This window comes from Pseudomonas sp. BO3-4, from assembly GCF_034044115.1.
Lineage (GTDB): Bacteria > Pseudomonadota > Gammaproteobacteria > Pseudomonadales > Pseudomonadaceae > Aquipseudomonas > Aquipseudomonas alloputida.
The window spans coordinates 337,015-362,292 of sequence record NZ_CP139018.1 but is presented as its reverse complement, the minus strand read 5'-3'; the positions used below and the strand labels follow the sequence as shown (position 1 = coordinate 362,292).

Annotated in this window: 19 protein-coding genes and 1 pseudogene; 9 read left to right on the top strand and 11 right to left on the bottom strand. The window is 61.3% G+C overall.

The features are described 5' to 3' along the window. The first annotated feature begins 93 nt into the window (after positions 1–93). The 5 genes from aceE (at position 94) to REH59_RS01580 (ending at position 8,908) form a co-directional block, all read left to right on the top strand. Positions 94–2,739, top strand: a complete 2,646-nt coding sequence (gene aceE, locus REH59_RS01600) for a pyruvate dehydrogenase (acetyl-transferring), homodimeric type (protein ID WP_003255651.1) — start codon at positions 94–96, stop codon at positions 2,737–2,739. Between the two features lie 13 nt (positions 2,740–2,752). Continuing rightward, complete coding sequence (gene aceF, locus REH59_RS01595; protein ID WP_003255652.1) at positions 2,753–4,393, top strand: dihydrolipoyllysine-residue acetyltransferase; 1,641 nt, start codon at positions 2,753–2,755, stop codon at positions 4,391–4,393. A gap of 360 nt (positions 4,394–4,753) precedes the next feature. Continuing rightward, entirely contained in the window at positions 4,754–7,444 is a 2,691-nt protein-coding gene (locus REH59_RS01590) for a putative bifunctional diguanylate cyclase/phosphodiesterase (protein ID WP_014860927.1), read from the top strand. A gap of 168 nt (positions 7,445–7,612) precedes the next feature. After that, positions 7,613–8,281 (top strand): peptide-methionine (S)-S-oxide reductase MsrA, encoded by a 669-nt coding sequence (msrA, locus tag REH59_RS01585; RefSeq protein ID WP_003255654.1) that lies wholly within the window; start codon positions 7,613–7,615, stop codon positions 8,279–8,281. A 3-nt stretch (positions 8,282–8,284) separates the two neighbouring features. Next, positions 8,285–8,908: a glutathione S-transferase gene (locus REH59_RS01580; RefSeq protein WP_003255655.1), complete on the top strand. Its 624-nt coding sequence runs from the start codon at positions 8,285–8,287 to the stop codon at positions 8,906–8,908. A 165-nt stretch (positions 8,909–9,073) separates the two neighbouring features. Here the strand turns inward: REH59_RS01580 and creD are convergent, their stop codons facing one another. The 4 genes from creD to REH59_RS01560 form a co-directional block, all read right to left on the bottom strand. Continuing rightward, entirely contained in the window at positions 9,074–10,402 is a 1,329-nt protein-coding gene (gene creD / locus REH59_RS01575) for a cell envelope integrity protein CreD (RefSeq protein WP_003255657.1), read from the bottom strand. Positions 10,403–10,509: 107 nt separating this feature from the next. Next, the gene (creC, locus tag REH59_RS01570) at positions 10,510–11,946 is read right to left on the bottom strand and encodes a two-component system sensor histidine kinase CreC (protein WP_003255662.1); all 1,437 of its coding nucleotides are present in this window, start codon (positions 11,944–11,946) and stop codon (positions 10,510–10,512) included. Beyond that, a complete protein-coding gene (gene creB, locus REH59_RS01565; RefSeq protein ID WP_014860929.1) occupies positions 11,946–12,626 on the bottom strand; it encodes a two-component system response regulator CreB in 681 nt (226 codons plus the stop codon). The genes creC and creB overlap by 1 nt, the downstream gene beginning before the upstream one ends. A gap of 147 nt (positions 12,627–12,773) precedes the next feature. After that, on the bottom strand, positions 12,774–13,274 hold the full coding sequence (locus REH59_RS01560) for an ATP-dependent zinc protease (protein WP_014860930.1): 501 nt from the start codon (positions 13,272–13,274) through the stop codon (positions 12,774–12,776). 181 nt (positions 13,275–13,455) lie between these two features. Between REH59_RS01560 and REH59_RS01555 the strand changes: the two genes are divergently transcribed. Next, positions 13,456–14,343 (top strand): acyltransferase, encoded by an 888-nt coding sequence (locus REH59_RS01555; RefSeq protein ID WP_014860931.1) that lies wholly within the window; start codon positions 13,456–13,458, stop codon positions 14,341–14,343. A 211-nt stretch (positions 14,344–14,554) separates the two neighbouring features. Further along, positions 14,555–15,304 carry an RHS repeat-associated core domain-containing protein gene (locus REH59_RS01550; protein WP_128573748.1) on the top strand — a complete coding sequence of 250 codons (750 nt, stop codon included), beginning with the start codon at positions 14,555–14,557 and terminating at the stop codon, positions 15,302–15,304. 20 nt (positions 15,305–15,324) lie between these two features. Here REH59_RS01550 and REH59_RS01545 read toward each other — a convergent pair whose 3' ends face one another. After that, positions 15,325–15,900, bottom strand: coding sequence for a DUF2780 domain-containing protein (locus REH59_RS01545; RefSeq protein WP_014860933.1), 576 nt, complete (start codon positions 15,898–15,900; stop codon positions 15,325–15,327). Positions 15,901–16,093: 193 nt separating this feature from the next. Here REH59_RS01545 and REH59_RS01540 point away from each other — a divergent pair, with 193 nt between their 5' ends. Continuing rightward, positions 16,094–17,017, top strand: a complete 924-nt coding sequence (locus REH59_RS01540; RefSeq protein ID WP_320450382.1) for an RHS repeat-associated core domain-containing protein — start codon at positions 16,094–16,096, stop codon at positions 17,015–17,017. Between the two features lie 203 nt (positions 17,018–17,220). Here REH59_RS01540 and REH59_RS01535 read toward each other — a convergent pair. Continuing rightward, a pseudogene (locus REH59_RS01535) lies at positions 17,221–17,469 on the bottom strand (formaldehyde dehydrogenase, glutathione-independent); the annotation flags it as partial. A 256-nt stretch (positions 17,470–17,725) separates the two neighbouring features. Here REH59_RS01535 and REH59_RS01530 point away from each other — a divergent pair. Continuing rightward, on the top strand, positions 17,726–18,700 hold the full coding sequence (locus tag REH59_RS01530) for an RHS repeat-associated core domain-containing protein (protein WP_320450381.1): 975 nt from the start codon (positions 17,726–17,728) through the stop codon (positions 18,698–18,700). A gap of 55 nt (positions 18,701–18,755) precedes the next feature. Here the strand turns inward: REH59_RS01530 and fdhA are convergent, their stop codons facing one another. The 5 genes from fdhA to REH59_RS01505 form a co-directional block, all read right to left on the bottom strand. Then, on the bottom strand, positions 18,756–19,955 hold the full coding sequence (gene fdhA, locus REH59_RS01525) for a formaldehyde dehydrogenase, glutathione-independent (RefSeq protein WP_003255673.1): 1,200 nt from the start codon (positions 19,953–19,955) through the stop codon (positions 18,756–18,758). Between the two features lie 296 nt (positions 19,956–20,251). Then, entirely contained in the window at positions 20,252–21,109 is an 858-nt protein-coding gene (gene purU / locus REH59_RS01520; protein WP_003255675.1) for a formyltetrahydrofolate deformylase, read from the bottom strand. A gap of 11 nt (positions 21,110–21,120) precedes the next feature. After that, positions 21,121–21,753, bottom strand: coding sequence for a sarcosine oxidase subunit gamma (locus REH59_RS01515; protein WP_003255677.1), 633 nt, complete (start codon positions 21,751–21,753; stop codon positions 21,121–21,123). Between the two features lie 170 nt (positions 21,754–21,923). Next, positions 21,924–24,938 carry a sarcosine oxidase subunit alpha gene (locus tag REH59_RS01510; RefSeq protein WP_003255678.1) on the bottom strand — a complete coding sequence of 1,005 codons (3,015 nt, stop codon included), beginning with the start codon at positions 24,936–24,938 and terminating at the stop codon, positions 21,924–21,926. After that, positions 24,935–25,270 carry a sarcosine oxidase subunit delta gene (locus REH59_RS01505; protein ID WP_003255679.1) on the bottom strand — a complete coding sequence of 112 codons (336 nt, stop codon included), beginning with the start codon at positions 25,268–25,270 and terminating at the stop codon, positions 24,935–24,937. Before REH59_RS01505 ends, REH59_RS01510 begins: the two co-directional genes overlap by 4 nt. Positions 25,271–25,278 lie beyond the last annotated feature (8 nt).

Here is a 25,278-nt window from a genome sequence, read left to right as displayed (position 1 = left end):
CCCGGTAATCCAAGAATTCACGACGTCTGCCCATAAGGCCAGTCGCAATCTCAGGCAATCGATTCTGGTTGCCTTTCCGCCCTGGAGCAAGCCATGCAAGACCTCGATCCAATCGAAACCCAGGAATGGCTGGATGCCCTGGAGTCGGTCCTCGACAAAGAAGGCGAAGACCGCGCTCATTACCTGATGACCCGTATGGGCGAGCTGGCCACCCGTAGTGGCTCCCAGCTGCCGTATGCGATCACCACGCCATACCGCAACACCATCCCTGTCACCCACGAAGCACGCATGCCTGGCGACCTGTTCATGGAACGCCGCATTCGCTCGATGGTGCGTTGGAACGCGCTGGCCATGGTCATGCGTACCAACCTGAAAGACTCGGACCTGGGCGGACACATCTCTAGCTTCGCCTCCAGTGCCACCCTGTACGACATCGGCTTCAACTACTTCTTCCAGGCCCCTACCGAAGAACACGGCGGCGACCTGGTCTTCTTCCAGGGCCACGCTTCGCCTGGCGTCTACGCCCGTGCCTTCATGGAAGGCCGTATCAGCGAAGACCAGATGAACAACTTCCGTCAGGAAGTGGACGGCAACGGCCTGTCTTCGTACCCGCACCCATGGTTGATGCCTGACTTCTGGCAGTTCCCGACCGTTTCGATGGGTCTGGGCCCAATCCAGGCGATCTACCAGGCACGCTTCATGAAGTACCTGGAAGCCCGTGGCTTCATCCCGGCCGGCAAGCAGAAGGTCTGGTGCTTCATGGGCGACGGTGAGTGCGACGAGCCGGAATCCCTGGGTGCAATCGCCCTGGCCGGCCGCGAGAAGCTGGACAACCTGATCTTCGTCATCAACTGCAACCTGCAGCGCCTCGACGGCCCGGTTCGCGGCAACGGCAAGATCATCCAGGAACTCGAAGGCGTGTTCCGTGGCGGTGGCTGGAACGTCAACAAAGTCGTCTGGGGCCGTTTCTGGGACCCACTGCTGGCCAAGGACACCAACGGTGCCCTGCAGCGCCGCATGGACGAAGTCATCGACGGCGAATACCAGAACTACAAAGCCAAAGACGGCGCGTACGTTCGCGAGCACTTCTTCAACACCCCGGAACTCAAGGCCATGGTCGAAGACCTGTCCGACGAAGAGATCTGGAAGCTCAACCGTGGCGGTCACGACCCGTACAAGGTCTACGCGGCGTATCACCAGGCTGTGAACCACAAAGAGCAGCCGACCGTCATCCTGGCCAAGACCATCAAGGGTTACGGCACCGGTGCTGGCGAAGCCAAGAACACCGCGCACAACACCAAGAAGGTCGACGTCGACAGCCTGCGTCACTTCCGTGACCGCTTCGACATCCCGGTCAAGGATGCCGACCTGGAGAACCTGCCGTTCTTCAAGCCGGAAGAAGGTTCTGCCGAAGCCAAGTACCTGGCCGAGCGCCGCGCAGCCCTGGGTGGCTTCGTACCGCAGCGCCGTGCCAAGAGCTTCAGCGTGCCGACCCCGCCACTGGAAACGCTGAAAGCGATCCTGGACGGCTCGGGCGACCGCGAAATCTCCACCACCATGGCCTTCGTGCGTATTCTGGCGCAGCTGGTCAAGGACAAGGACATCGGCCAGCGCATCGTCCCGATCATCCCGGACGAAGCCCGTACCTTCGGTATGGAAGGCATGTTCCGCCAGTTGGGCATCTACTCGTCGGTCGGCCAGCTCTACGAGCCAGTCGATAAAGACCAGGTGATGTTCTACCGCGAAGACAAGAAGGGCCAGATCCTCGAGGAAGGCATCAACGAAGCCGGCGCCATGTCGTCGTTCATCGCTGCCGGTACCTCGTACAGCTGCCACAACCAGCCGATGCTGCCGTTCTACATCTTCTACTCGATGTTCGGTTTCCAGCGTATTGGCGACCTGGCCTGGGCCGCTGGCGACAGCCGCACCCGTGGCTTCCTGATCGGCGGTACCGCCGGCCGTACCACCCTCAACGGTGAAGGCCTGCAGCACGAAGACGGTCACAGCCACATGATGGCGGGCACCATCCCGAACTGCCGCACCTACGATCCGACCTACGGCTACGAGCTGGCGGTGATCATCCAGGACGGCATGAAGAAGATGACCGAAGAGCAACAGGACATCTTCTACTACATCACCGTGATGAACGAATCCTACCAGCAGCCAGCCATGCCGGCCGGTGTCGAGGAAGGCATCATCAAGGGCATGTACCTGCTGGAAGAGGACACCCGCGAAGCCGCACACCACGTACAGCTGATGGGCTCCGGCACCATCCTGCGCGAAGTCCGCGAAGCCGCGAAGATCCTGCGTGAAGAGTTCAACGTCGGTGCCGACGTGTGGAGCGTCACCAGCTTCAACGAACTGCGCCGTGACGGCCTGGCCGTGGAACGCGCCAACCGCCTGAAGCCTGGCCAGAAGCCACAGCAGACCTACGTCGAGCAGTGCCTGAACGGTCGCAAAGGCCCGGTTATCGCCTCTACCGACTACATGAAGCTGTTCGCCGAGCAGATTCGCCAGTGGGTACCGAGCAAAGAGTTCAAAGTCCTGGGTACCGACGGTTACGGTCGCAGCGACAGCCGCAAGAAGCTGCGTCACTTCTTCGAAGTCGACCGCCACTTCGTGGTGCTGGCTGCCCTGGAAGCCCTGGCTGACCGTGGCGAGATCGAACCCAAGGTTGTTGCAGACGCTATCGTCAAGTTCGGTATCGACCCGGACAAGCGCAACCCACTGGACTGCTGAGGAGTATTTTTAAGTGAGCGAACTCATTCGCGTACCTGACATCGGCAGCGGTGAAGGTGAAATCATCGAGCTGTTCGTCAAGGTCGGTGATCGTATCGAGGCTGACCAGAGCCTGCTGACCCTGGAGTCCGACAAGGCCTCCATGGAAATTCCGGCGCCCAAGGCCGGCGTCATCAAGGAACTGAAGGTCAAGCTGGGCGACCGCCTGAAAGAAGGCGACGAGCTGCTGGTCCTGGAAGCCGAGGGCGCCGCTGCTGCGGCCCCTGAGGCACCGGCCGCTGCCGCTGCTCCGGCTGCGGCGCCAGCGCCAGCCGCTGAAGCCGCTCCTGCTGCTCCGGCCGCAGCCCCGGCTGCTGCCAGCGTGCAGGACATCCACGTACCGGACATCGGTTCGTCGGGCAAGGCCAAGATCATCGAAGTGCTGGTCAAGGTCGGCGACACCGTCGAAGCCGACCAGTCGCTGATTACCCTGGAGTCCGACAAGGCTTCCATGGAAATCCCGTCGCCGGCCGCCGGCGTGGTCGAAGAAGTGCTGTGCAAGCTGGAAGACGAAGTCGGCACTGGCGACCTGATCTTCAAGCTGAAAGTGGCGGGTGCCGCCCCGGCTGCCGCGCCGGCACCGGCTGCTGCTCCTGCACCAGCCAAGGCTGAGGCTGCTCCGGCTGCCGCACCTGCCGCTGCCGCCCCGGCTGCTGCCCCTGCACCGGCTGCTACCGCACCGGCCGCTGGCAGCAATGCCAAGGTTCACGCAGGCCCTGCTGTTCGTCAGCTGGCCCGTGAATTCGGTGTCGAGCTGGGTGCAGTTGCTGCCACCGGCCCGCACGGTCGCATCCTGAAAGAAGACGTGCAGGTCTACGTCAAGGCCATGATGCAGAAGGCCAAGGAAGCGCCGGCAGCCGCCGGTGCGACCGGTGGTGCTGGCATCCCGCCAATCCCTGCCGTGGACTTCAGCAAGTTCGGTGAAGTGGAAGAAGTGGCCCTGACCCGCCTGATGCAGGTCGGTGCTGCCAACCTGCACCGCAGCTGGCTCAACGTGCCGCACGTGACCCAGTTCGACTCTGCAGACATCACCGAGCTGGAAGCCTTCCGCGTTGCGCAGAAGGCCGTGGCCGAGAAAGCTGGCGTGAAGCTGACCGTGCTGCCTCTGCTGCTCAAGGCCTGCGCCTTCCTGCTCAAGGAACTGCCGGACTTCAACAGCTCGCTGGCGCCAAGCGGCAAGGCCATCATCCGCAAGAAGTACGTGCACATCGGCTTCGCCGTGGACACCCCGGACGGCCTGCTGGTCCCTGTGATCAAGAACGTCGACCAGAAGAGCCTGCTGCAACTGGCTGCCGAAGCCGCTGCACTGGCCGAGAAGGCGCGCACCAAGAAGCTGTCGGCCGACGAGATGCAAGGCGCTTGCTTCACCATCTCCAGCCTCGGCCACATTGGCGGCACCGGCTTCACGCCGATCGTCAACGCGCCGGAAGTGGCTATCCTGGGCGTCTCCAAGGCGACCATGCAGCCTGTCTGGGATGGCAAGGCCTTCCAGCCTAAGCTGATGCTGCCGCTGTCGCTGTCCTACGATCACCGTGTGATCAACGGCGCTGCCGCCGCGCGCTTCACCAAGCGCCTGGGCGACGTGCTGGGCGATATCCGCACCATGCTGCTGTAAGCCAGCACACTGCCCCTCCTTGCGAGGGGCAGTACCCTTTTCGAGCTGCCACGCTCGTACCTCAACCCCGTCGATTGGCGGGGCTTTTTTTTGCCTGGAAAAAGCTGGGAGGGCTTCGCCCTCCTTTCGCGACACAAGGCCGCTCCCACAGGCAATCGCAGTCCACATTGTGGGGCCTTGTGTCGCGATGGGCCGCAAAGCGGCCCCAAAGTCTCCAGCCAAACTGCAGAATCGGCCACGTCAGCCGATAACCTGTCCACAGCATCAAGCATGGCCGCTTGCCAGCCCTCGGGACATGATGCAACCTTGCCAAATCCGCCGCAGCCACAAGGCAGCGTTCCCTCTTCAAGCGAGTCTTCGATGAAAAGCCAACCCGATGCCGCCAGCCGTGTGGCGGCCGAGGTCGTGACACAGTTACCCGTGCCCTCGCGGCTCGGCATGCTGCGTTTCGAAAGGCTCAACGAAGCCACCTGGGCCATGCTCTACCTTGACCCAGCCTGTGAGCGCCAGTTCGGCCTGAAAACCGGCGAGTTGTGTGCCCTGATTGACGCGCCCTACGCCAGCCTGATGGAACCCGAGGCACGCTACCGGCTGCACGACGAAATCCAGTTGCAACTGGCCCAGCGCGGCTACTATCGCGTGCGCTACACCCTGCACACGCCGAGCACCTCGCTGCGCCTGCTGGAAGCGGGTGAAGCCTACAAGCAACACAACCGCCAGCTGTTGCGCGGCTACCTGAGCGTGCTCGACGACCAGCAGGAAGAGACCGGCGAACCCGGCGCCAGCGACCTGGAGTCACGCAACAACCGCCTGCAACTGGCCTTGCAGCTGAACCAGCGCACGCAGCAAGAACAACTGGAGCACCTGGAGCGGGTGCGCGGCCAGCAGGACCTTATCCTGCGCCTCGCCCGCCATCGCTACAGCGCGGGCAACTCGCTGCTCGAAGCGGCCCAGCTGATCACCCAAAGCGCCTGCGAAATCTACAAGGTCGACAGCGCCAGCATCTGGCACCTGGAAGACCAACGCCTGGAACCGATCATCGCCTGGTACCGCGACGCACAGGAGCACCGCCAGCCCGAAGCCATCGATGCCAGCCGCTTCCCCGACTACCTGGATGCACTGCACGCAAGCCGCGCCATCGACGCTCACAACGCCGGCCACGACCCGCGCACCCGCGCCCTGGCGCAAAGCATGCGCCCGGAAAACAAGGCCATGCTCGACGCCAGCATCCGTGTCGATGGCCAGGTGATTGGCGTGCTGTGCCTGGAGCAAACCGGCCAGCCACGGGCCTGGCAGTCGGACGAGATTGCCTTTGCCGGCGAGCTGGCCGACCAGTTCGCCCAAGTGATCACAAACCACAAACGACGGGCTGCGGCCAGCGCCCTGCACCTGTTCCAGCGTGCGGTCGAGCAGAGCGCCAGCGCCTTTCTGCTGGTGAACCGCGACGGCCGGGTGGAGTACGTCAACCCCAGCTTCACCGCCATCACCCAGTACAGTACCGACGAAGTGCAGGGCCGCCAGCTGGGTGAGCTACCGGCACTGGAGAACCTCAGCGAACTGCTGTTCGACTCGCCGTCGAGCCTGGCCATGGGCAACAGTTGGCAGGGCGAGTTCAAGAGCCGGCGCAAAAACCTGGAGCCGTACTGGGGCCAGTTGTCGATTTCCAAGGTGTACGGTGACAACCGTGAGCTGACCCACTACATCGGCATCTACGAAGACGTCACCCAGACCAAGCTGGCCCAGCAACGCATCGAACGCCTGGCTTACACCGACAACCTCACCAACCTGGGTAACCGCCCGGCGTTCATCCGCAGCCTGGACGAGCGCTTCGCCCGCGATGGCGAAAGCTCGATGTGCCTGCTGCTGGTGGACATCGACAACTTCAAGCGCATCAACGACAGCCTTGGCCACCAGACCGGCGACAAGCTGCTGATCAGCCTGGCCAGGCGTTTGCGCAACAGCCTGCACAGCGGTGGCATCCTGGCGCGCTTTGCCAGTAACGAGTTCGCCGTGCTGCTCGACGACACCAGCCTTGAAGATGGCCAAGGCGTTGCCCAACAGTTGTTGTGCACCCTCGACAAGCCGATGTTCGTCGACAACCAGCTGATCAACGTCACCGCCTCGGTAGGCCTGGCCTGTGCACCGTTGCACGGCGTCGACCCGGCCAGCCTGATGAAGAATGCCGGCCTTGCATTGCACAAGGCCAAGGCCAACGGTAAACACCAGGTACAGGTGTTTACCGAAGTGCTCAACGCCGAAGCCAGCTACAAGCTGTTCGTCGAGAACAACCTGCGCCGTGCCCTGACCCAGAATGAGCTGGACGTGTTCTACCAGCCCAAGCTGTGCCTGCGCAGCGGTCGCCTGCTGGGCCTGGAAGCGCTGCTGCGCTGGAACCACCCCGAACGCGGCATGATCCGCCCGGACCAGTTCATCAGCGTGGCCGAGGAAACCGGCCTGATCATCCCTATCGGCAAATGGGTAGTGCGCCAGGCGTGCTGCATGAGCCAGCAACTGCGCAAGGCCGGCCTGGGCAACCTGCATGTAGCCATCAACCTGTCGCCCAAACAGTTCTCCGACCCGGACCTGGTGGCGTCGATCAGCACCATCCTCAAGGAAGAAGCCCTGCCCCCGCACCTGCTGGAGCTGGAGTTGACCGAAGGCCTGCTGCTGGAAGCCAGCGAAGACACCCACCGCCAGCTGGACGAGCTGAAGGCCCTGGGCCTGACCTTGGCCATGGACGACTTTGGCACCGGTTATTCGTCGCTGAGCTACCTGAAGAAGTTTCCGATCGACATCCTCAAGATCGATCGCAGCTTCATCAACGAAATCCCCGACAACCAGGACGACATGGAAATCACCTCGGCGGTGGTGGCCATGGCCCACAACCTGAAGCTGAAGGTGGTGGCCGAAGGGATCGAGACGCCGGAGCAACTGGCGTTCCTGCGCCGCCACCGCTGCGACGTGGGCCAGGGCTACCTGTTCGACCGGCCAATTCCCGGGCGCGAGCTGGCCGAGCGGCTGAAGCGCTATCCGCGTGGCCCGGTGGCCTGACAGCTGCGTAATCCTCGGGCACTATAGAAGCCATTCGGGCCCTTTCGCGGGCACGCCCGCTCCCACAGAAACACCACAACCTTTGAAACCTGTGCTGTACCTGTGGGAGCGGGCATGCCCGCGAAGGCCCAACCCCCTACCCCACTGAATAAACACAGAGGAACGGCCATGGTCCTGCGTTCGGAAATCCTGGTGAACAAAAACGTCATGCCAACTGCGGAACAGGCCCTGCCTGGCCGCGAAACGCCAATGAGCCTGCCCGAGTTCCACTACGTCTTCAAAGACACCCCGCTGCTCGGCCCGTTCTTCGAAGGCGCCATCGACTTCGCCATCTTCGGCCTGGGTTGCTTCTGGGGCGCGGAGCGCCGCTTCTGGCAGCGTGAAGGTGTGGTCAGCACCGTGGTCGGCTACGCCGGCGGCTTCACCCCGCACCCTACCTACGAAGAAGTCTGCTCGGGCCTGACTGGCCACACCGAAGTGGTGCTGGTGGTGTTCGACAAGGACAAGGTCAGCTACCGCGAACTGCTGGCAATGTTCTGGGAGCTGCACAACCCGACCCAAGGCATGCGCCAGGGCAACGACATCGGCACCCAGTACCGCTCGGCCATCTACTGCACCAGCCCGGAACAGCTGGAACAGGCCAAGGCCAGCCGCGACGCCTTCCAGGCCGAGCTGAGCAAGGCCGGCTTCGGTGAAATCACCACCGAAATCGACCAGGCACCGACCGTCTATTTCGCCGAGGCCTACCACCAGCAGTACCTGGCCAAGAACCCGGACGGCTACTGCGGCATCGGCGGCACCGGCGTGTGCCTGCCACCCAGCCTGCAAGGTAACTGAAGCATGAGCACGATGACCCTGTTCCACTCGCCGTTGTCGCCTTTCGTGCGCAAGGTCATGGTGGTGTTGCACGAGACCGGCCAGCTTGAGCGTGTGCAGCTGCAGCCGGTGAACATCAGCCCGGTGAGCGGCGACCCGCAGCTCAACCAGGACAACCCGATCGGCAAGATCCCGGCCCTGCGCCTGGAAGACGGCACCGTGCTGCACGACAGCCGGGTGATCTGCGAGTACCTCGACCTGCAGCACGTTGGCCTGCCGCTGCTGCCGCGTGAAGGTTCGGCGCGCTGGCGGCGCATGACCTTGGTATCACAGGCCGATGCGATCATGGATGCGGCGGTGTCGAGCCGGTATGAGAGCTTCCTGCGGCCAGAGGACAAGCGCTGGGATGGCTGGCTGCAAGCGCAGGGTGACAAGATCCGCCGTAGCCTGGCCAACCTGGAGCAGGAGCACTTGCCGGAGCTGATCTCCGGCTTCGACCTGGCGGCGATTGGTGTGGCCTGTGCGCTGGGCTATCTGGATTTGCGTCAGCCCGGGTTTGGCTGGCGTGAGCGCCAGCCTGGGTTGGCGGCGTGGTATGCCGAGGTGGTCAAGCGGCCATCGATGGTCGCTACAGCGCCAGTGGCCTGAGGGCCCCTTCGCGGGTAAACCCGCTCCTACAAGGTTTTCCACAGTGTGCGCTATCTGTGGTGGGCTTGTGGGAGCGGGCGTGCCCGCGAAGGCCTCACCTCGGTATCACAGGAAACAACAGCCCGATCCTGAGCGCCAACCAGCGCCCGATCTCTCTATCCTCCCTCATGCCGCCCTCCCCACACGCGCCCAGTCCAGCCGCCGGGTCAGCACCATGAACACCCCAAGCAAGCCGAAACACAACAGCGACCCCATCAGCAGCGCATAGTCTTCGGCACTCAGCAGCCCGAAGAGCAGCGCGTACAACGCCGCCAAACCCGCTGCAAAACCCACCCCTCGCACCAGGCTGCGCAACACATGGCTCAGGTAGAAGCCGATCAGCAGCACACAGGCTGAAGCCGACAGCCCATACGCCAGACCAAAGCCAATGTGCTCGGACAACGACAGCAGCAGCAGATAGAAGAACGCCAGCGCCACGCCAACCAGGATGTACTGCACGGGGTGCACGCTCAGGTTCTTCATTACCTCGAACAGGAAGAAGCCGGCAAAGGTCAGGGCAATGAACAACAACGCGTATTTGATTGCCCGCTCGCTTTTCAGGTACTGGTCCACCGGGTCTATAAAACTCACGCCAAAGCTACGCTCACTGAAATCCGTACACTGCCCGGCGTTAGCGCACTGGCGTATGGCATCCTCAAGGTTGGTGGCAAAGAACGAGGTTTGCCAATGGGCACTGAAGCCTTGAGCATCGATTTCGCGGCGGTTGGGCAAGTAGTTGCCGACGAAGCTCGGGTGCGGCCAGTTGGCGCGCATGTCCACGCTGCTGGTACGGCCCACGGGGACCACGTGCAACTGGCCGGTACCTTGCAGCGCCAGGTCAAAGCCATAACTGAACGCTCGCGCCTGTAGCCCGTCCAGCCCCGGCAGGCTGGCGTGTACGCCGCCGCGCATCCAGTCGAGCTGGGTGCCGGGCTCGAACGGCACTTTTTGCTCGTCCATGCTCAGCTCCAGAGCACTTTCGATACCGCGGATATCACTGATGCCCACCACCAGGAACGGCGTGTCGAAGCGGTAGTCGTCAAAGTCCTTGTCGATGCCCCAATGCGCCGGGAGCTTGAAGCGGCCGCTGATACGGCCTTTGGTGTGAAACAACCGCGCCTGGTAGATGCCTCGGGCGCGCAGTTCGGTGTCCACACCCAGGTCGGCGTCGAAGGTTTCCGGCAGGAAGTACAGGTGGCCGGCGATGGTGCTGGTTTCCTGGGTACGCTCACCGTCCTTTTCGATCCAGCGGCGCTGGTACTTGCGGTACGGCACCACCAGCAGCGGGCCGCTGAGTTGCTGGTCGAAGCTGGTGCTCTGGGCAATATCGCGCAACACGCCGTCGCGCATGGCCTGGCGTTCGTCGATCAGGCCGTTGATCAGCAGTAGCGGGATGAGCAGCAGCAACATCAGCATGGCGATCATGCCGAGTTTGAAACCGAGGGTCTTGTTCATGTGGCCTCCTGTGGCAGTGGGCGCAGTGTCTGCGCCTTGCGTGGAGGCTTTGTGGAGCGCGTGTGTGATTTACGTGTATTTGGGGCTGCTGTGCAGCCCCGGCTGTCTCAGCTGATGCGCCGCACCGGCAGCCACAACCGCACCCGCACCCCGCCATCGACGTTGTCCACCGCCAAGGCTCCGCCATGCAGCTGCATCACCTCGGCCACGAAGTTCAGCCCCAGCCCGGTACTCTTGCGCCCGCTCCCGGGCCGCGGCAGCGAGTAGAACCGCTCGCTGACCCGCCCGATGGCGTAGGCCGGTATCGCTTGCCCCTGGTTGAACAAGCTCAACGCCACCCGTTCGCCATCGCGCTCCAGGTCGAACAGCAGCGTGCCACCTTCCGGAGTGAAGTCCAGTGCGTTGTCGAGCAGATTGGCCAACGCCTGGCGCATCAGAAACGGATCGCAGAGCAAGCGCAAAGTGGCAGGCACCCGCTGACGTACCTGCAAACGGGCGCCTTCGATACGCGCCGCATGGGCCAGCAGCAACTCATCGACCAACGCCGCCAGCGCCACCTGCTGCTCGTCCTCCAGCGCCTGCATCTGCTCGACCCTGGCCAGGTTGAGCAGCCGCTCGATCATCTGTTGCAACCGCTCGCTCTCGCGCTCGATATTGCCGGCAAAGCGTGCCCGCTGATCAGCGGGCATATCCTCGCCCTGCAACAGCTCGGAAGCACCACGGATGGCCGCCAGCGGGCTTTTCAGCTCGTGAGTCAGGGTGTGCACGTAGCGCTCGACATAGGCCTTGCCTTCCAGCTGGGTGCGCATGCGTTCCACTGCCTGTGCCAGGTTCGCCAGCTCGCCGCCCTTGTAATGCGGAAGCTCCGCACGTTCCCCTTCGCTGACCGCCTGCGCATAACCTGCCAACTTGCGCAGCGAGCGCGCAAGCCACCACGACAGAGCCGCGCCGATCAGCAAGCCCAGGCCGATCAGCCCTAGCCCCAGGGTGAGCAGGCGCCGCTCGGAGCGGTCGATGTAGGGTTGCAATGAGCTATTGGGCTTGGCGACGGTGACAACCCCGATGATCTTGCCGTTGTCGATGATCGGCGCGCCAACGTGCATCACCGAGGTGCTTTCGTCGTTGGGGTCGCTGCGGGTGGAGCGGGCGCCATACTGGCCTCGCAGGGTCAGCAGCACGTCATTCCACTGCGAGTAATCCTTGCCCAGGGCCTCGCCACTGGAGTCCAGCAACACGATGCCCTTGGCGTCAGTGACGTAGATGCGGTGGCTGACCTGGTTCTTGGCCAGCCCCCAGATCTGTGCACCCGGGCTGCGCGAGCCGTAGGCCTCGAGCACCTCAGGCAGGCGGCCCTGGTTCAGGGTGCCGGCCTTGACGTCATCACGCAGGATTTCTGCCAGCAGGTTGGCAGTGTCTACCAAGGTTTCTTCGGAGGATTGGCGCACTACCGGGCGAATCTGTTCGCGTACAGTATTGAGCAAGAAGTAACCGGCCAAACCGACGAACAGGAAGTACACCAGAAAGATGCGAATACCCAAGCGCATCAGGCGTGCTCCGGGCTATAGCTGTAACCGAGGCCGCGATGGGTCTGGATCGGCTCGGCATCACCCGCTACCCGGCGCAGTTTGGCGCGCAGGCTCTTGATATGGCTGTCGATGGTGCGCTCATAGCCCACGTCGGAGGCCACGCCCAAAGCGTCGAGCAGCTGTTCGCGGCTGAACACCCGCTGCGGTTGTTCGAGCAGGCTTTGCAGCAAGCGGAACTCATGCCGGGTCAGCGTGAGCGGCTGGCTGCGGTAGGTAATCTGCATGCGCAAGGTGTCGAGCTGGAACAAGGTGGTTCCGCCGACAACCTCGGCCCTCGGGGCCATGCGTTTGAGGATCGCCCGAACGCGCGCTGCCACTTCACGAGGGCTGAATGGTTTTACCACGTAGTCGTCGGCACCGATTTCCAGGCCCACGACGCGGTCGATTTCACCGTCCCGCGCGCTGAGAAACATCACCGGCACCTCGGTGAACCGACGCAGCTGGCGACAGGTTTCGAAGCCACTGATGTCGGGCAGGCCGATGTCGAGGATGACCAGATCGGCCGGGCGCTGGCGCTGCTGGTCGAGGGCGGCACTGCCCAGGGTTACCCACTCGGTGCTGTGACCGTCGGCCTGCAGGGCGTAGACCAGGGTGTCGGCGATGGCGGCTTCGTCTTCGACGATGAGGATATGAGGCATGGCGTCCGGCCTTGCGGTTTTGAAGGTTGGCACATTTCAGTGTAGGAGCGGGCTTGCCCGCGAACACCGGCGAAGCCGGTGCCTGACACCCCATTATGTGTGTTCGCGGGCAAGCCCGCTCCTACATTGTATGGCGCACGCTTCAGATCAGCAGCCTGGCTTGCCAGCAGTGAACTTCTTCGCCGGGTTGACCGCCGCCTTGAACTCGCGCAGCGCCTTGGAACCCACCAGCAGCGGGTAGTTGAAGTTGCTGCGGTCCACCAGATTCACCTCGACGGTGCGCTTCACATCCCCCAGGCACAACTCCAGGTCGACCACCGGGCGCTTGGAGATCTCTGGCGCATCCCCTTCGTCCTCTTCATCGGCACGGCCCTTGATCTTGCTGATGCGCGAGACCTTGTGCTCGTACACCTTGCCGTCCGATTCCTTGGTCGCCAGGCGGAAGCGCACCCACTCGTCCCCATCGCGGGTGAACAGCTCGATATCCTTGGCCGACAGCGACGCGGTGAAGGCGCCAGTGTCCATCTTGGCTTTCAGGGTTTCGCCCAGTTCAGGCAGGGCAATATTCTCGTAACGGCCGTAGATAGTGGGTTCGGCGGCCATCACCGGCAGCGCCAACAGCGACAACATGGCTAAAAGAGATTTCACAAGCAGGCTTCCTTGAGAGGGTCAATGCTTAGACTGCACTGGGCAGATAGGTTCGCTGTCACGAGCCTAACCAACATAATGTGAAACATTTGTCCCCGCCGTCGGGCATTGGACATTTGGCGTAGGCCACCGCCCTGCTTATCATTGCCAACCGTTTATCTCCCACAACAAGAGTCTCTTTATGCGTCGCCTGCTGACCGGCATTCTCACTACCACCCTGCTGCTGCTCAACACCGTGGTGTTGATCTGCCCGCTGCTGGTCTTCGCCCTGCTCAAGCTGGTGCTGCCAGGCCGTGGGCGTGACTATGCCTCGTGGGCAGTGATGTGGGTGGCCGAAACCTGGTCGGAAATCGACAAAGCCATCTTCGCCCTGTGCATCCCTACCCAGTGGGACATCCGCGGTGTGGAAAACCTGCGCAAGGACACCTCGTACCTGGCCGTGAGCAACCACCAGACCTGGGTCGACATCCCGGCGCTGATCGAAAGCCTCAACCGCCGTACACCGTTCTTCAAGTTCTTCCTGAAAAAGGAGCTGATCTGGGTGCCGTTGCTGGGCCTGGCCTGGTGGGGGCTGGATTACCCGTTCATGAAGCGCTACAGCAAGGCGTTTCTGGAAAAGCACCCGGAGCTCAAGGGCAAGGACCTGGAAATCACCAAGGCGGCCTGCGAGCTGTTCAAGCGCCAGCCGGTGACCGTGGTCAATTACCTGGAGGGCACGCGGTTTACTGAAGCCAAGCGCCTGGAACAGCAGTCGCCGTATCGCTACCTGCTCAAGCCCAAGGCGGGTGGTGTGGCGTTTGTGCTCGCGGCATTGGGCGAACAGCTGGATGCCCTGCTGGATGTGACCATCGTGTACCCCGGCAACAAGGCGCCGGGGTTCTGGGACTTGCTCAATGGCAGCATCAGCCGGGTGATTATCGACATTCAGGTGCGGGAGCTGGACCCGGCGTTGTGGGCGGGGGATTACGAGAATGATCCCGAGTTTCGTCAGGCGGTGCAGGCTTGGGTGAACCAGCTGTGGGTGGCGAAGGACCAGCGGATCGAGCAGCTGCGGGCGGAGATGGGCTGAGACCTCTGCCGCCTGAACTGGCCTCTTCGCGGGTAAACCCGCTGCTACGCGGATTACCACATCCCCAAGGATAGGCTCTACCTGTGTAGGAGCGGGTTTACCCGCGAAGAGGCCGAAGCAGGCAGCCGGTTGACATCAGCACAGTTACGTTGCGCCCCCTGATAATACTGCTAGTTGTGCGCGGTGTCGCAAAGACGAAGACTTGAGCAGCATGTCGCTTGCGAGCCGCTCTCAAGTGAAAATCACCGCCCTGGTCTACAGCCCTTACGGGCACATCGGCAGCCAAGCAGGTAGAGCCACGATAATAGGCTTCAAGGATGAACTATTTGATCCGCTCCTTGGCACCTATGCATTGGGGCGAGGATACCGAAGCTATAGTCCAGCCTTGATGCGCTTCCTCAAGCCCGATGATCTCAGCCCGTTCAGCGACGGTGGCTATAACGCCTACGCATACTGTGCCTGTGACCCCATCAATTACCGTGATGATACAGGGCAACAGCGGGAATTCGCCAATTTACAAAAATTTTGGGAGCAAAAGTCTAACCCGAAACCTCAACGAACAGCACCGCTGACAAAAAAGCCTGCGGCGCAGGTAATAGAGCCCCCTCTGTTGAACGCCAGGCACTCGGTCTCACACCATCTGGCGAAAAAGAAGACTGTTGCCTTTCACAAAGACATAACGATCAAGAGGTACCCGAAGGAACAGGTCACCCACAAAAACAGCCTTCTCAAAGAAAGACGATCATTAGCCATCTATGTAAAAAATCTTACGAAACGCGCAGCACGAAAAAAGCAAGACTACGACGAACTTTTGGAACCTTCTTCGAAAGCCTTTGCCAGAAGCCAAGGGATCAGTGACCAACAATACCTTACAGAAGTGGAATCACTCCGAGACTGGCTGACTGAAGCACAATATCGAATCAGAGCCCTGGAAGTGACGCTCAAGACCTTCGATGTATGACGTCTGGCCTTGTGATAATCTCAAACCGATGGCGTGCTCACTGGCGCTGGGGTGGTCCACAGGCTACCCAGGTTCTGCAGCAACGACCCGGCGATGCCCTGCTGGCCGAGGTACTGCAGGATCAGCGGGGCAAACTGGCCGATCATTCCGGTGTCCATACCCAGTGCCTTGAACGCATTGTCCAAGTCATTACGGCTCTCCACGTGGTTGCCCAGCGCGTTGCTCAATGCCGACTGACTTTCGCTGTTCTTGCCTAGCAAATCGCCCAACCCGCTCAAACTACCGAGCATATTGGCACCGGACAACAGGTCCAGACCCGGCACGGCCTTGGTCAATTGGCCATAGTCCTCACTGCTCAGGTTGTTGCGCGCCAACCCCAACATCGCCCCTGCGCCGCCCACGGCCTGTTCGGGGGTGATCTTCAATTCGCTGCCCAAGGTGTTGAGCAGATTGGCCTGCGCCTCGGGGGCCTGCACCTGGCCTTGCTGTTTCGGGTTCTGCATGGCGGACACGGCATTGGCGGCGTCGCTGAGGTTGAAGGCGAACACCGGGCTGGCGGCCAGGGTCATCAGGGTTGCCAAGGTGAGTGCTTTCATCGGAAGGGACCTCGTCGGCCGGGATGGCCTGGAAAACGAAGGGTTTGACTGGAAATCTGAGGGATTGTTCCGGGCCCCAACAGGCGCATACCTGATATTTCTGCCAGTAGTCAATTGCTCAAGACACTCCAGATAATCGTAGTGCCCACGCCATCCATTTCCGGGGCCAACTGCAGACAACGGGAGCACGTCGGTGAAAAACAGTCCTGATACCCCTAAATATTTCTACCAGACCAACAAACTGACCACTGTCATTGGAAACGATCAGAAGCGTTCAATCCTGCGGATTGGAACGCTCCCTCTTGCTGAATCCGCTGGCAAAGAAGCAAAAAGCTCCCAGCTTCTCGCAACGGATGAGATGGACTCAGTGCTTGTCGTGAGCACGCCTGACGGAAAGCAAAACAATCACAACTATACCCCCTTCGGATACAACGACAAACTGCCATCAGGATCCACAGCGATGGGATTCAACGGCGAGTTCATATTGGAAAACATGCACCTTTATCTTCTGGGCCAAGGACACCGTGGCTTTAGCACCGAGATGAGACGGTTCATCGGACCGGACAATGCTGAAAGCCCATTCGCCCGAGGCGGGGTCAATGCTTTCGCGTATTGTGTGAACGACCCAGTCAATCGGAAAGACGAAACGGGGATGTGGGGTATTTTCAAGCCTAGAACGTGGTTTCGTAGTAACCAAGCAAAAATGGACCAGCGCCTGACAAGCATAAAGATCATTAATAAATCAATGCAAGAGCAAACCGACAAACTCAATGCATTAGTCAAGAAAAGAGAACACGGAGGAAAAACAGTCGCCCCAAGAATTGAGGCCACTAGAAAAACCCTCCAAAAAACGCTTGACAGGGGTTTGAGAAAGGCACGCGGCATAAATAAATACGTAGAAAGTAAAGATCACGCATACATTTTCTCCGAACATTACTACGCCAAAGAAGCTATACAAAATTCAAAACCTGATACTTACCGCCCAACGAGCGGGAACACCGATACTGAAAACATATTCTACGCTCCCAAAAAACATGACGATCCTTATGACGACAGAAACTACCAATTCGGGGCAACCGACGCAAACAATGAGACGCGCCGGCCACAATCGAAGTAATTAACTGTCTGCATGAAAATGACTGCGCAGTGGCCCTTCGCTCCAGGGCCACTCACCAGGCTTCGGAACTGATGAGGTATGTGCGGGCGGCGCTCGATTTCAAAAGCGATGAAAGGCTTATGACAAGCACCTCCGGCCGAGATGCCTTATCAGAATGGACAAAAAGCCCCTCGATGCGAGGGGCTCTTTTTACTCGACGCTGATTACGCCGCACCCCACATTTTGTGCGGGTCGATAACGAATTTCTTCGGCACACCTGCATCAAACTCGCCATACCCTTCCGGCGCCTGATCCAGGTTGATCACCTGCACCCCCACCAATTCAGCAATGTTGATGCGGTCCCACATGATCGCCTGCATCAGCTGGCGGTTGTAATGCTTGGTCGCTATCTGGCCGGTGTGGGAGCTGTGCAATTTGCTCCGGCTCAGGCCGAAGCGGATGCTCAGCGCGCGAATTTTGCTAAGACTTTCAGGCTTTTACATCGGGGCGACCGCTGCGAAATCAGCGACCGGTTTTGACAGGCTGCCTTGGTATGAATCACAAGGCTTCGCCTTCATGGCAGCTGTGCATGGGGCACTTCGTGTGCGCCGGGTTTTGGTTCACCTACCGATCTAAGACTGTTATTTCTGCCAGTATCCAAATTCCTGTGGCAATTCAGAATGGGTTGCATGCCGCCTTCATTCATCCAGCACGGTAGGGATTTGAATCATGAGCAAAGCATCGAACAGTTCCCTTTTCTTCTATTACGACAACAAGCTCGTAACTGTGAAACACGGGGACCAGCATCGCGCCATCTTGCGAAATGCAGAACAACCGCTGGCAGAGCTGAGCACAATCGACACCCACACCTGCAGCTTGCTGGCCACCGATGACAAAGGCTCGGTGCTGTCGGTACAACAAGCGGATGAAGACGGGCAGCACACTTATTCGGCGTATGGACACGATCCAGGATTGCCTTCCTCGCGTACGCAGCTGGGCTTCAATGGCGAGGTTTTGCTTGCGGCGCCGAACAGCTACCTGCTGGGCAACGGCTATCGGGCCTACCACCCAGCCTTGAGGCGGTTTGGTTCCCCTGACAGCTGGAGCCCCTTTGAAGGTGGTGGCGTAAACGCTTATGCCTATTGCAGCGGGGATCCGATCAACCGCATCGACCCAAGCGGACATGTAGTGGCGCTTGTTCAACCTGCTAGCCAGCAGCTACTCATCCCTAAGCCTAAGCTACCCGCACACATCTTCACCACGCAAAAGTCGCCCATCGTGCGGCGTTATGAGGTCGAACACTATGAAACCGCAAGCAATACCGTCATCCAGACTGTGGGAACACAGCGCAACAGCAAAACCATGGCCGTCACCTCGACGCGCCGAACGTTGCGCACAACCGAGCTTATTGAGGTAGTTGCTGATCCGCACAAGGGACCAGCAACGGTGCATGTCACTCGTACCAGCCTCGATAGCTATCTGGAGGCCAGCAGGAATTTGCATGCCGCCGAAGCGGCGAACGCGCTCGGGGATCCAACGTTCGCAGCGGACCCGGCTATTATCAACAATCTGCAAAAACGTCGCGAGGGGCTGGTAATGATAGGTGAGTGGTTGGCCCGCAGGGCGGCAGATCCGTCCGACCTGACTGCGTACGATAAAGGCACGTTTCGGGTGAGCAGTGGGGCATCGGCAGTGCGCCGCTAGCCCCACAGCCCCAAAAAAAAACGCCCCTCTCAGCGAGGGGCATCATGGGCTGCGATCAAGCCGCGCCCCACATCTTGTGCGGGTCAATCACAAACTTCTTAGGCACACCCGCATCAAACTCGCCATACCCTTCCGGCGCCTGATCCAGGTTGATCACCTGCACACCCACCACTTCAGCAATGTTGATGCGGTCCCACATGATCGCCTGCATCAGCTGGCGGTTGTATTTCATGGTCGGGGTCTGGCCGGTGTGGAAGCTGTGCGACTTGGCCCAGCCCAGGCCAAAGCGGATGCTCAGCGCGCCGATCTTGGCAGCGGCATCCACTGCGCCTGGGTCTTCGGTTACATACAGGCCCGGGATACCGATGTTGCCGGCCACGCGGGTCACTTGCATCAGCGAGTTCAACACGGTGGCCGGGGCCTCGTGCTTGGCACCTTCATGGCCGTGGCCACGGGCCTCGAAGCCTACGGCGTCGACAGCGCAGTCCACTTCCGGCTCGCCGAGGATGTCGACGATCTGCTCGTGCAGCGGGGTGTCCTTGGACAGGTCGACCACTTCGAAGCCCTGCGACTTGGCGTGTGCCAGTCGGGCCGGGTTGAGGTCACCGACGATTACGCAGGCGGCGCCCAGCAGGCGCGCCGAGGCAGCGGCGGCCAGGCCGACCGGGCCGGCACCGGCAACGTAGACAGTGCTGCCTGGGCCGACGCCAGCGGTTACGGCACCGTGGTAGCCGGTGGGCAGGATGTCGGACAGGCAGGTCAGGTCACGGATCTTTTCCATGGCCTTGTCGCGCTCAGGCAGCTTCAGCAGGTTGAAGTCGGCGTACGGCACCAGCACGTATTCGGCCTGGCCGCCGGTCCAGTCGCCCATGTCGACGTAGCCGTAAGCACCGCCGGCGCGGGCCGGGTTGACGGTGAGGCAGACACCGGTGTGCATCTCTTTGCAGGAACGGCAGCGGCCGCAGGCGACGTTGAACGGGACCGATACCAGGTCGCCGATCTGCATGCGCTCGACATCGCGGCCCTTCTCGACGATTTCACCGGTGATTTCGTGACCCAGGACCAGGCCGACCTGGGCAGTGGTGCGGCCACGGACCATGTGCTGGTCAGAACCGCAGATGTTGGTGGAGACCACCTTCAGGATGACGCCGTGTTCGATTTTCTTGCCGCGCGGGTCCTGCATTTTCGGGTAGTCGATCTTCTGTACTTCGACCTTGCCAGCGCCGAGATACACCACTCCACGATTGCCAGACATGCTCTTACCTCGCTTGATTTTTATTTATGCAGCGGTGGTTGAACGCGCCGCCATCCGTGGGCGGCATGTGTTTCTGGAATGAGGGAATTGTGGGCCGGATGGGGAGATCTGCACTGACTGGGAGCGACAGAGAGATGCCTTTTAGCGGCAGGAGTGTCGTTGGGGAATTTGGGCAAACAGAGCGGCGGCTTGTGCGGGTCTCTTCGCGGCTAACGCCGCGCCTACAGGGACCGCACCCATCCAAGGGCCAGTACCTGTAGGCGCGGCTTTAGCCGCGAAGAGGCCGGTACTGGTTATTACAGAACGACAGTCCGGTTGGCGTTCAGGAACACCCGCCGCTCGATGTGATACCCCACCGCCCGCGCCAGTGTCAGGCATTCGATATCCCGCCCTTTGGCAATCAGGTCTTCGGGATAGTGGCTGTGATCCACCACCTCGACACCCTGGGCAATGATCGGCCCTTCATCCAGGTCGTTGTTGATGTAGTGCGCCGTGGCACCGACCATTTTCACGCCCTTGTTGTAGGCCTGGTGATAAGGCTTGGCGCCTTTGAAACCCGGCAACAGCGAGTGGTGAATATTGATCGCCCAACCATCCAGACGGCGGCAAAGCTCGGGCGACAGTACCTGCATATAGCGGGCAAGAATGACCAGTTCGGCGCCAGTCTCCTCAATTACCTGCAGTACCTTGCGCTCTTGCCCAGGCTTGTCCTTGGGGTCGAGGGCGAAGTGGTAATAAGGAATCTTGTGCCAATGCGCCAAGGGTTCGAGGTCCGGGTGGTTCGACACCACCGCGACCACATCCATACCCAGTTGCCCAATACGCTGACGATACAGCAGGTCATTCAGGCAATGGTCAGCCTTGGACACCATGATCACCACCTTGGGGCGGTGGTTGGGCGCGGTCAGCTCGAAGGCCATGCCGAACGCTTCGCTGCGCTCGGCGAGGCCGGCCCGGAAGCCCGCCTCGTCAAAATCGTCCGGCTGACGGAACTCGACGCGAATGAAGAAGCGTCCCGACTGCCGGTCATCGAAGGAGTGGTGCTCCGTCACGTAGCAGCGCTGCTCGAAGAGGTAACGCGTCACCACGTCGACGGTGCCGAGCATGCTCGGGCAGTCGGCGGTGAGAATCCAGGTATCCGGTGCCCGACTCATGTTCTTGCTCCTTAGGCTTCGATGCTCAGGCCGTATTCGGCAGAAGCGTCCTGCAGCCACAGCCACCAGTAATCGGCGAAGCTGCGGCGAATTACCAACTCCCAAGTGTCTTCTGCAGTGCGGCGGATCACCAGTTGCGACTTGGCGAACACGGTGCCCACGGCCTTGCCCACCGGGAAGTTGTTCGGGTGAACATCATAGCTGGTGGACTTCATCAGCACGTCGCGCACGTTCGGGCCGCGCAGTTCCAGCAGGCTTTGCCCGCCACTGACATTGACGACCTGAATGTGCTGGCCTTCAAGGGCCGCGCGCAGCTTTTGCTCCGCTGCCAGCTCCTGGCCGCCGGGTACGATCAGCAGCCACTCATCTGGGCCGACCCATTGCAGCGACATGTCCTTGTTGGCGACCACGGTCAGCGCCACGGGCAGCTCCAGGCCAAGGGCCTTGTGCACGCCAGCGGCGAATTCCGGGTTGTGGCCATCACCACGCAGGGTGAGGTGACCGAGGAACTTGCGTTCACGCAGGGTCACGCCTGCGTTCTTGCGGCCTTTGCCTACCAGGCTGGCCAGGTCGGCATGGTGCAGTGGCGACTGGGCTTTGGCCTCGGCGCCGGGGTTTTGCTGGAAGACGTTGATAGCGCTCATTTCTTACCTGCCTTGAATTCTGGATTCGACCACGATGCCTGCGGGAGACGGCCATCCTGTGGGAGCGGGCATGCCCGCGAATGCGATGTTGAATTCACCGCCCTCTTCGCGGGCACGCCCGCTCCCACAGAGACCTCATTCCACGCTTGGCACCGGTTGGACCGGGGGCCTTAGACGTTCTGCCGCTCACCCTTCGGATCGAAGAACACCGAAGACACGATTTCCGCCTCGATCACGCTGCCATCCGCCTGCGGCGAGTAGACACGCTCGCCCATGCGCTTGAGGCCGCCTTTGACCACACCCATGGCGAACGAGTAGCCCAGGGAGTTGGACGCGTAGCTGGAGGTGACGTGGCCGACCATGTCCATCGGGATCGGCTGTTTCGGGTCGAACACCAGTTGGGCGCCTTCCGGCAGCCACTTGGTCGGGTCGACCGGTTTCAGGCCCACCAGCTGCTTGCGGTTCTCACGTACGCAGTCTTCGCGGTTCATGCCACGCAGGCCGATCCACGAGAACGGCTTGTTGCGGCCAACGCACCAGCTCATGTTCAGGTCGTCCGGGTTCATCGAACCATCGGTGTCCTGGCCCACGATGATGAAGCCCTTCTCTGCACGCAGTACGTGCATGGTCTCGGTGCCGTACGGGGTCAGGTTGTACTTCTTGCCGGCCTCGATGATCTGTTCCAGCACGCCCATCGCGTAGTTGGCCTGCACGTTCACTTCGTACGACAGCTCGCCGGTGAACGAGATACGGAACACACGGGCCGGCACGCCACCGACGTTGCCTTCCTTCCAGGTCATGAACGGGAAGGCTTCCTTGTCCATGTCGATGTCGGTCAGCTCGCTCAGCAGCTTGCGGCTGTTAGGGCCGGACAGGGTCATGGTGGCCCAGTGGTCGGTGACCGAAGTGAAGTACACCTTCAGCTCTGGCCATTCGGTCTGGTGATACAGCTCCATCCACTGCAGCACGCGGGCAGCGCCGCCGGTGGTGGTGGTCATGATGAAGTGGTTGTCGCCGACGCAGGCGGTTACGCCGTCGTCGAAGACCATGCCGTCTTCCTTGCACATCAGGCCGTAGCGGGCCTTGCCCACGTCGAGCTTGGTCCAGGCGTTGGTGTAGATGCGGTTGAGGAACTCGCGCGCGTCCGGGCCCTGGATGTCGATCTTGCCCAGGGTCGAGGCGTCCAGCAGGCCCACGCTGTCGCGTACGGCCTTGCACTCGCGAGTCACGGCAGCATGGATGTCTTCACCGGCTTTCGGGAAGTACCACGGGCGCTTCCACTGGCCGACGTCTTCGAACTCGGCGCCGTTCTTCACGTGCCAGGCATGCAGGGCAGTGAAGCGCACGGGCTCGAACAGGTGACCACAGTGACGGCCCGCTACCGCGCCGAACGTCACCGGCGTGTAGTTGGGGCGGAACATGGTGGTACCCATTTCCGGGATGGTGATGCCGATCGAACGGGCGGCGATGGCCAGGCCGTTGATGTTGCCCAGTTTGCCCTGGTCGGTACCGAAGCCCAGCGCGGTGTAGCGCTTGACGTGCTCGACCGACTCGAAGCCTTCACGGGTGGCCAGCTCGATACCGGCTGCGGTCACGTCGTTCTGCTGGTCGACGAACTGCTTCGGCCCCTTGGTGCCTTTGTCGTGCGGTACCAGGAACAGTGCCACGGTGGCCTCTTCCTTGCGCGCCACGGTTTTTGGCAGGGTGCCGACAGTGGCCTTGAAACCGGCCTCGGTGGCTGCGCGGACGCCGCCTTCGAAGCCATCGGCAATCACATCGCCCAAGGCATACACGCCGTTGATACCACCGACGCACTCACGCTTCTGCGGCGCATCGCCCGGCACGAAGCCAAGGATATCGTCACGCCATACCGGGCGACCGCCCAAGTGCGAAGCCAGGTGCACGATCGGGCTGTAACCGCCCGAGGACGCGATCAGGTCGCACTCGAGGACTTCGCCTGGGCTGGTGACTTTGTGTGCCTGCACATCAATCGCCGCCACACGGGCGCCGGTGACGTGCTTGCTGCCTTTGGCCTCGACCACGGCGCTGGAGGTGAGGATGCGAATGCCTTTGGCACGCGCTTCTTCAACCAGCGAGCCACGTGGGTTGTGGCGGGCGTCGGCGATGGCGACCACTTGCAGGCCCGCGTCGTGCCAGTCCAGCGCGGCGCGATAGGCGTGGTCGTTGTTGGTCGACAGTACCAGCTTGCGACCCGGGGCCACGCCATAGCGGCGAACATAGGTGGAAACAGCACCGGCCAGCATGTTGCCCGGCACGTCGTTGTTGCCGTACACCAGCGGGCGCTCGTGGGCGCCGGCAGCCAGTACCACGCGCTTGGCGCGAACGCGGTGCACGCGGTGGCGAACCTGGCCGATCGGGGCGCGGTCGCCGAGGTGGTCGGTGAGGCGCTCGTGAATGGTCAGGAAGTTATGGTCGTGGTAGCCGTTGACCGTGGCACGTGGCAGCAGGGTCACTTCCGGCAGGCCTTCCAGCTCTTTGACCACGGCGTTGACCCACTCGGCAGCAGGCTTGCCATCGAGGGTTTCGCGGGTGTCGAGCAGGCTGCCGCCGAACTCTTCCTGCTCGTCAGCCAGGATCACGCGGGCACCGCTGCGCGCAGCGGCCAGTGCGGCAGCCAGGCCAGCAGGGCCGGCGCCGACGATCAGCACGTCGCAGTGCCGGTTCATGTAGTCGTAGCTGTCAGGGTCGTTCTGCAGCGGCGCACGGCCCAGGCCGGCGGCTTTACGGATGTACTTCTCGTAAGTCATCCAGAACGATTTGGGGTACATGAAGGTTTTGTAGTAGAAGCCCGGCGGCATCATGCTGCCGCCAACCTTGCCGAGGATGCCCATGACGTCGTTGTTGACGTTCGGCCAGCCGTTGGTGCTGGTGGCGACAAGGCCCGCGTACAGTGCCTGCTGGGTAGCGCGCACGTTGGGGATCTGGGTTGCTTCGCTGGAGCCGATCTGCAGGATGGCGTTCGGCTCTTCGGTACCGGCGGCGATGATGCCGCGCGGGCGCGAGTACTTGAAGCTACGGCCGACAATGTCGACGCCGTTGGCCAGCAACGCGGCGGCCAGGCTGTCACCGGCATAACCCTGGTAGGTCTTGCCGTTGAAGGTGAAGTTCAGGACCTTGCTGCGGTCGATACGGCCGCCGCTGGCGAGGCGATAGGTCTGGCTCATACTTTTTCCCCTTGGCCTTTGACGGTCGACGTGGCGCTGGCGGCTTTGCCATTGGCGGTCACTTGCGGCTTCTCGCCAATCTTGTAGGTTTCCAGAATTTCGTAGGTCACGGTGTCACGGGTGACGTTGAAGTACTGGCGGCAGCCGGCAACGTGGTCCCACAGTTCATGGTGAATACCGCGTGGGTTGTCACGGTAGAACATGTAGGTACCCCACTCCTCGTCGGAGCAGGCGTTAGGGTCCAGCGGGCGGGCGATGTGTGCCTGGCCAGAGGCGTGGAACTCTTCTTCGGAGCGCAGCTCGCCGCAGTGGGGACAGAAAATATGCAACATGACGGTGT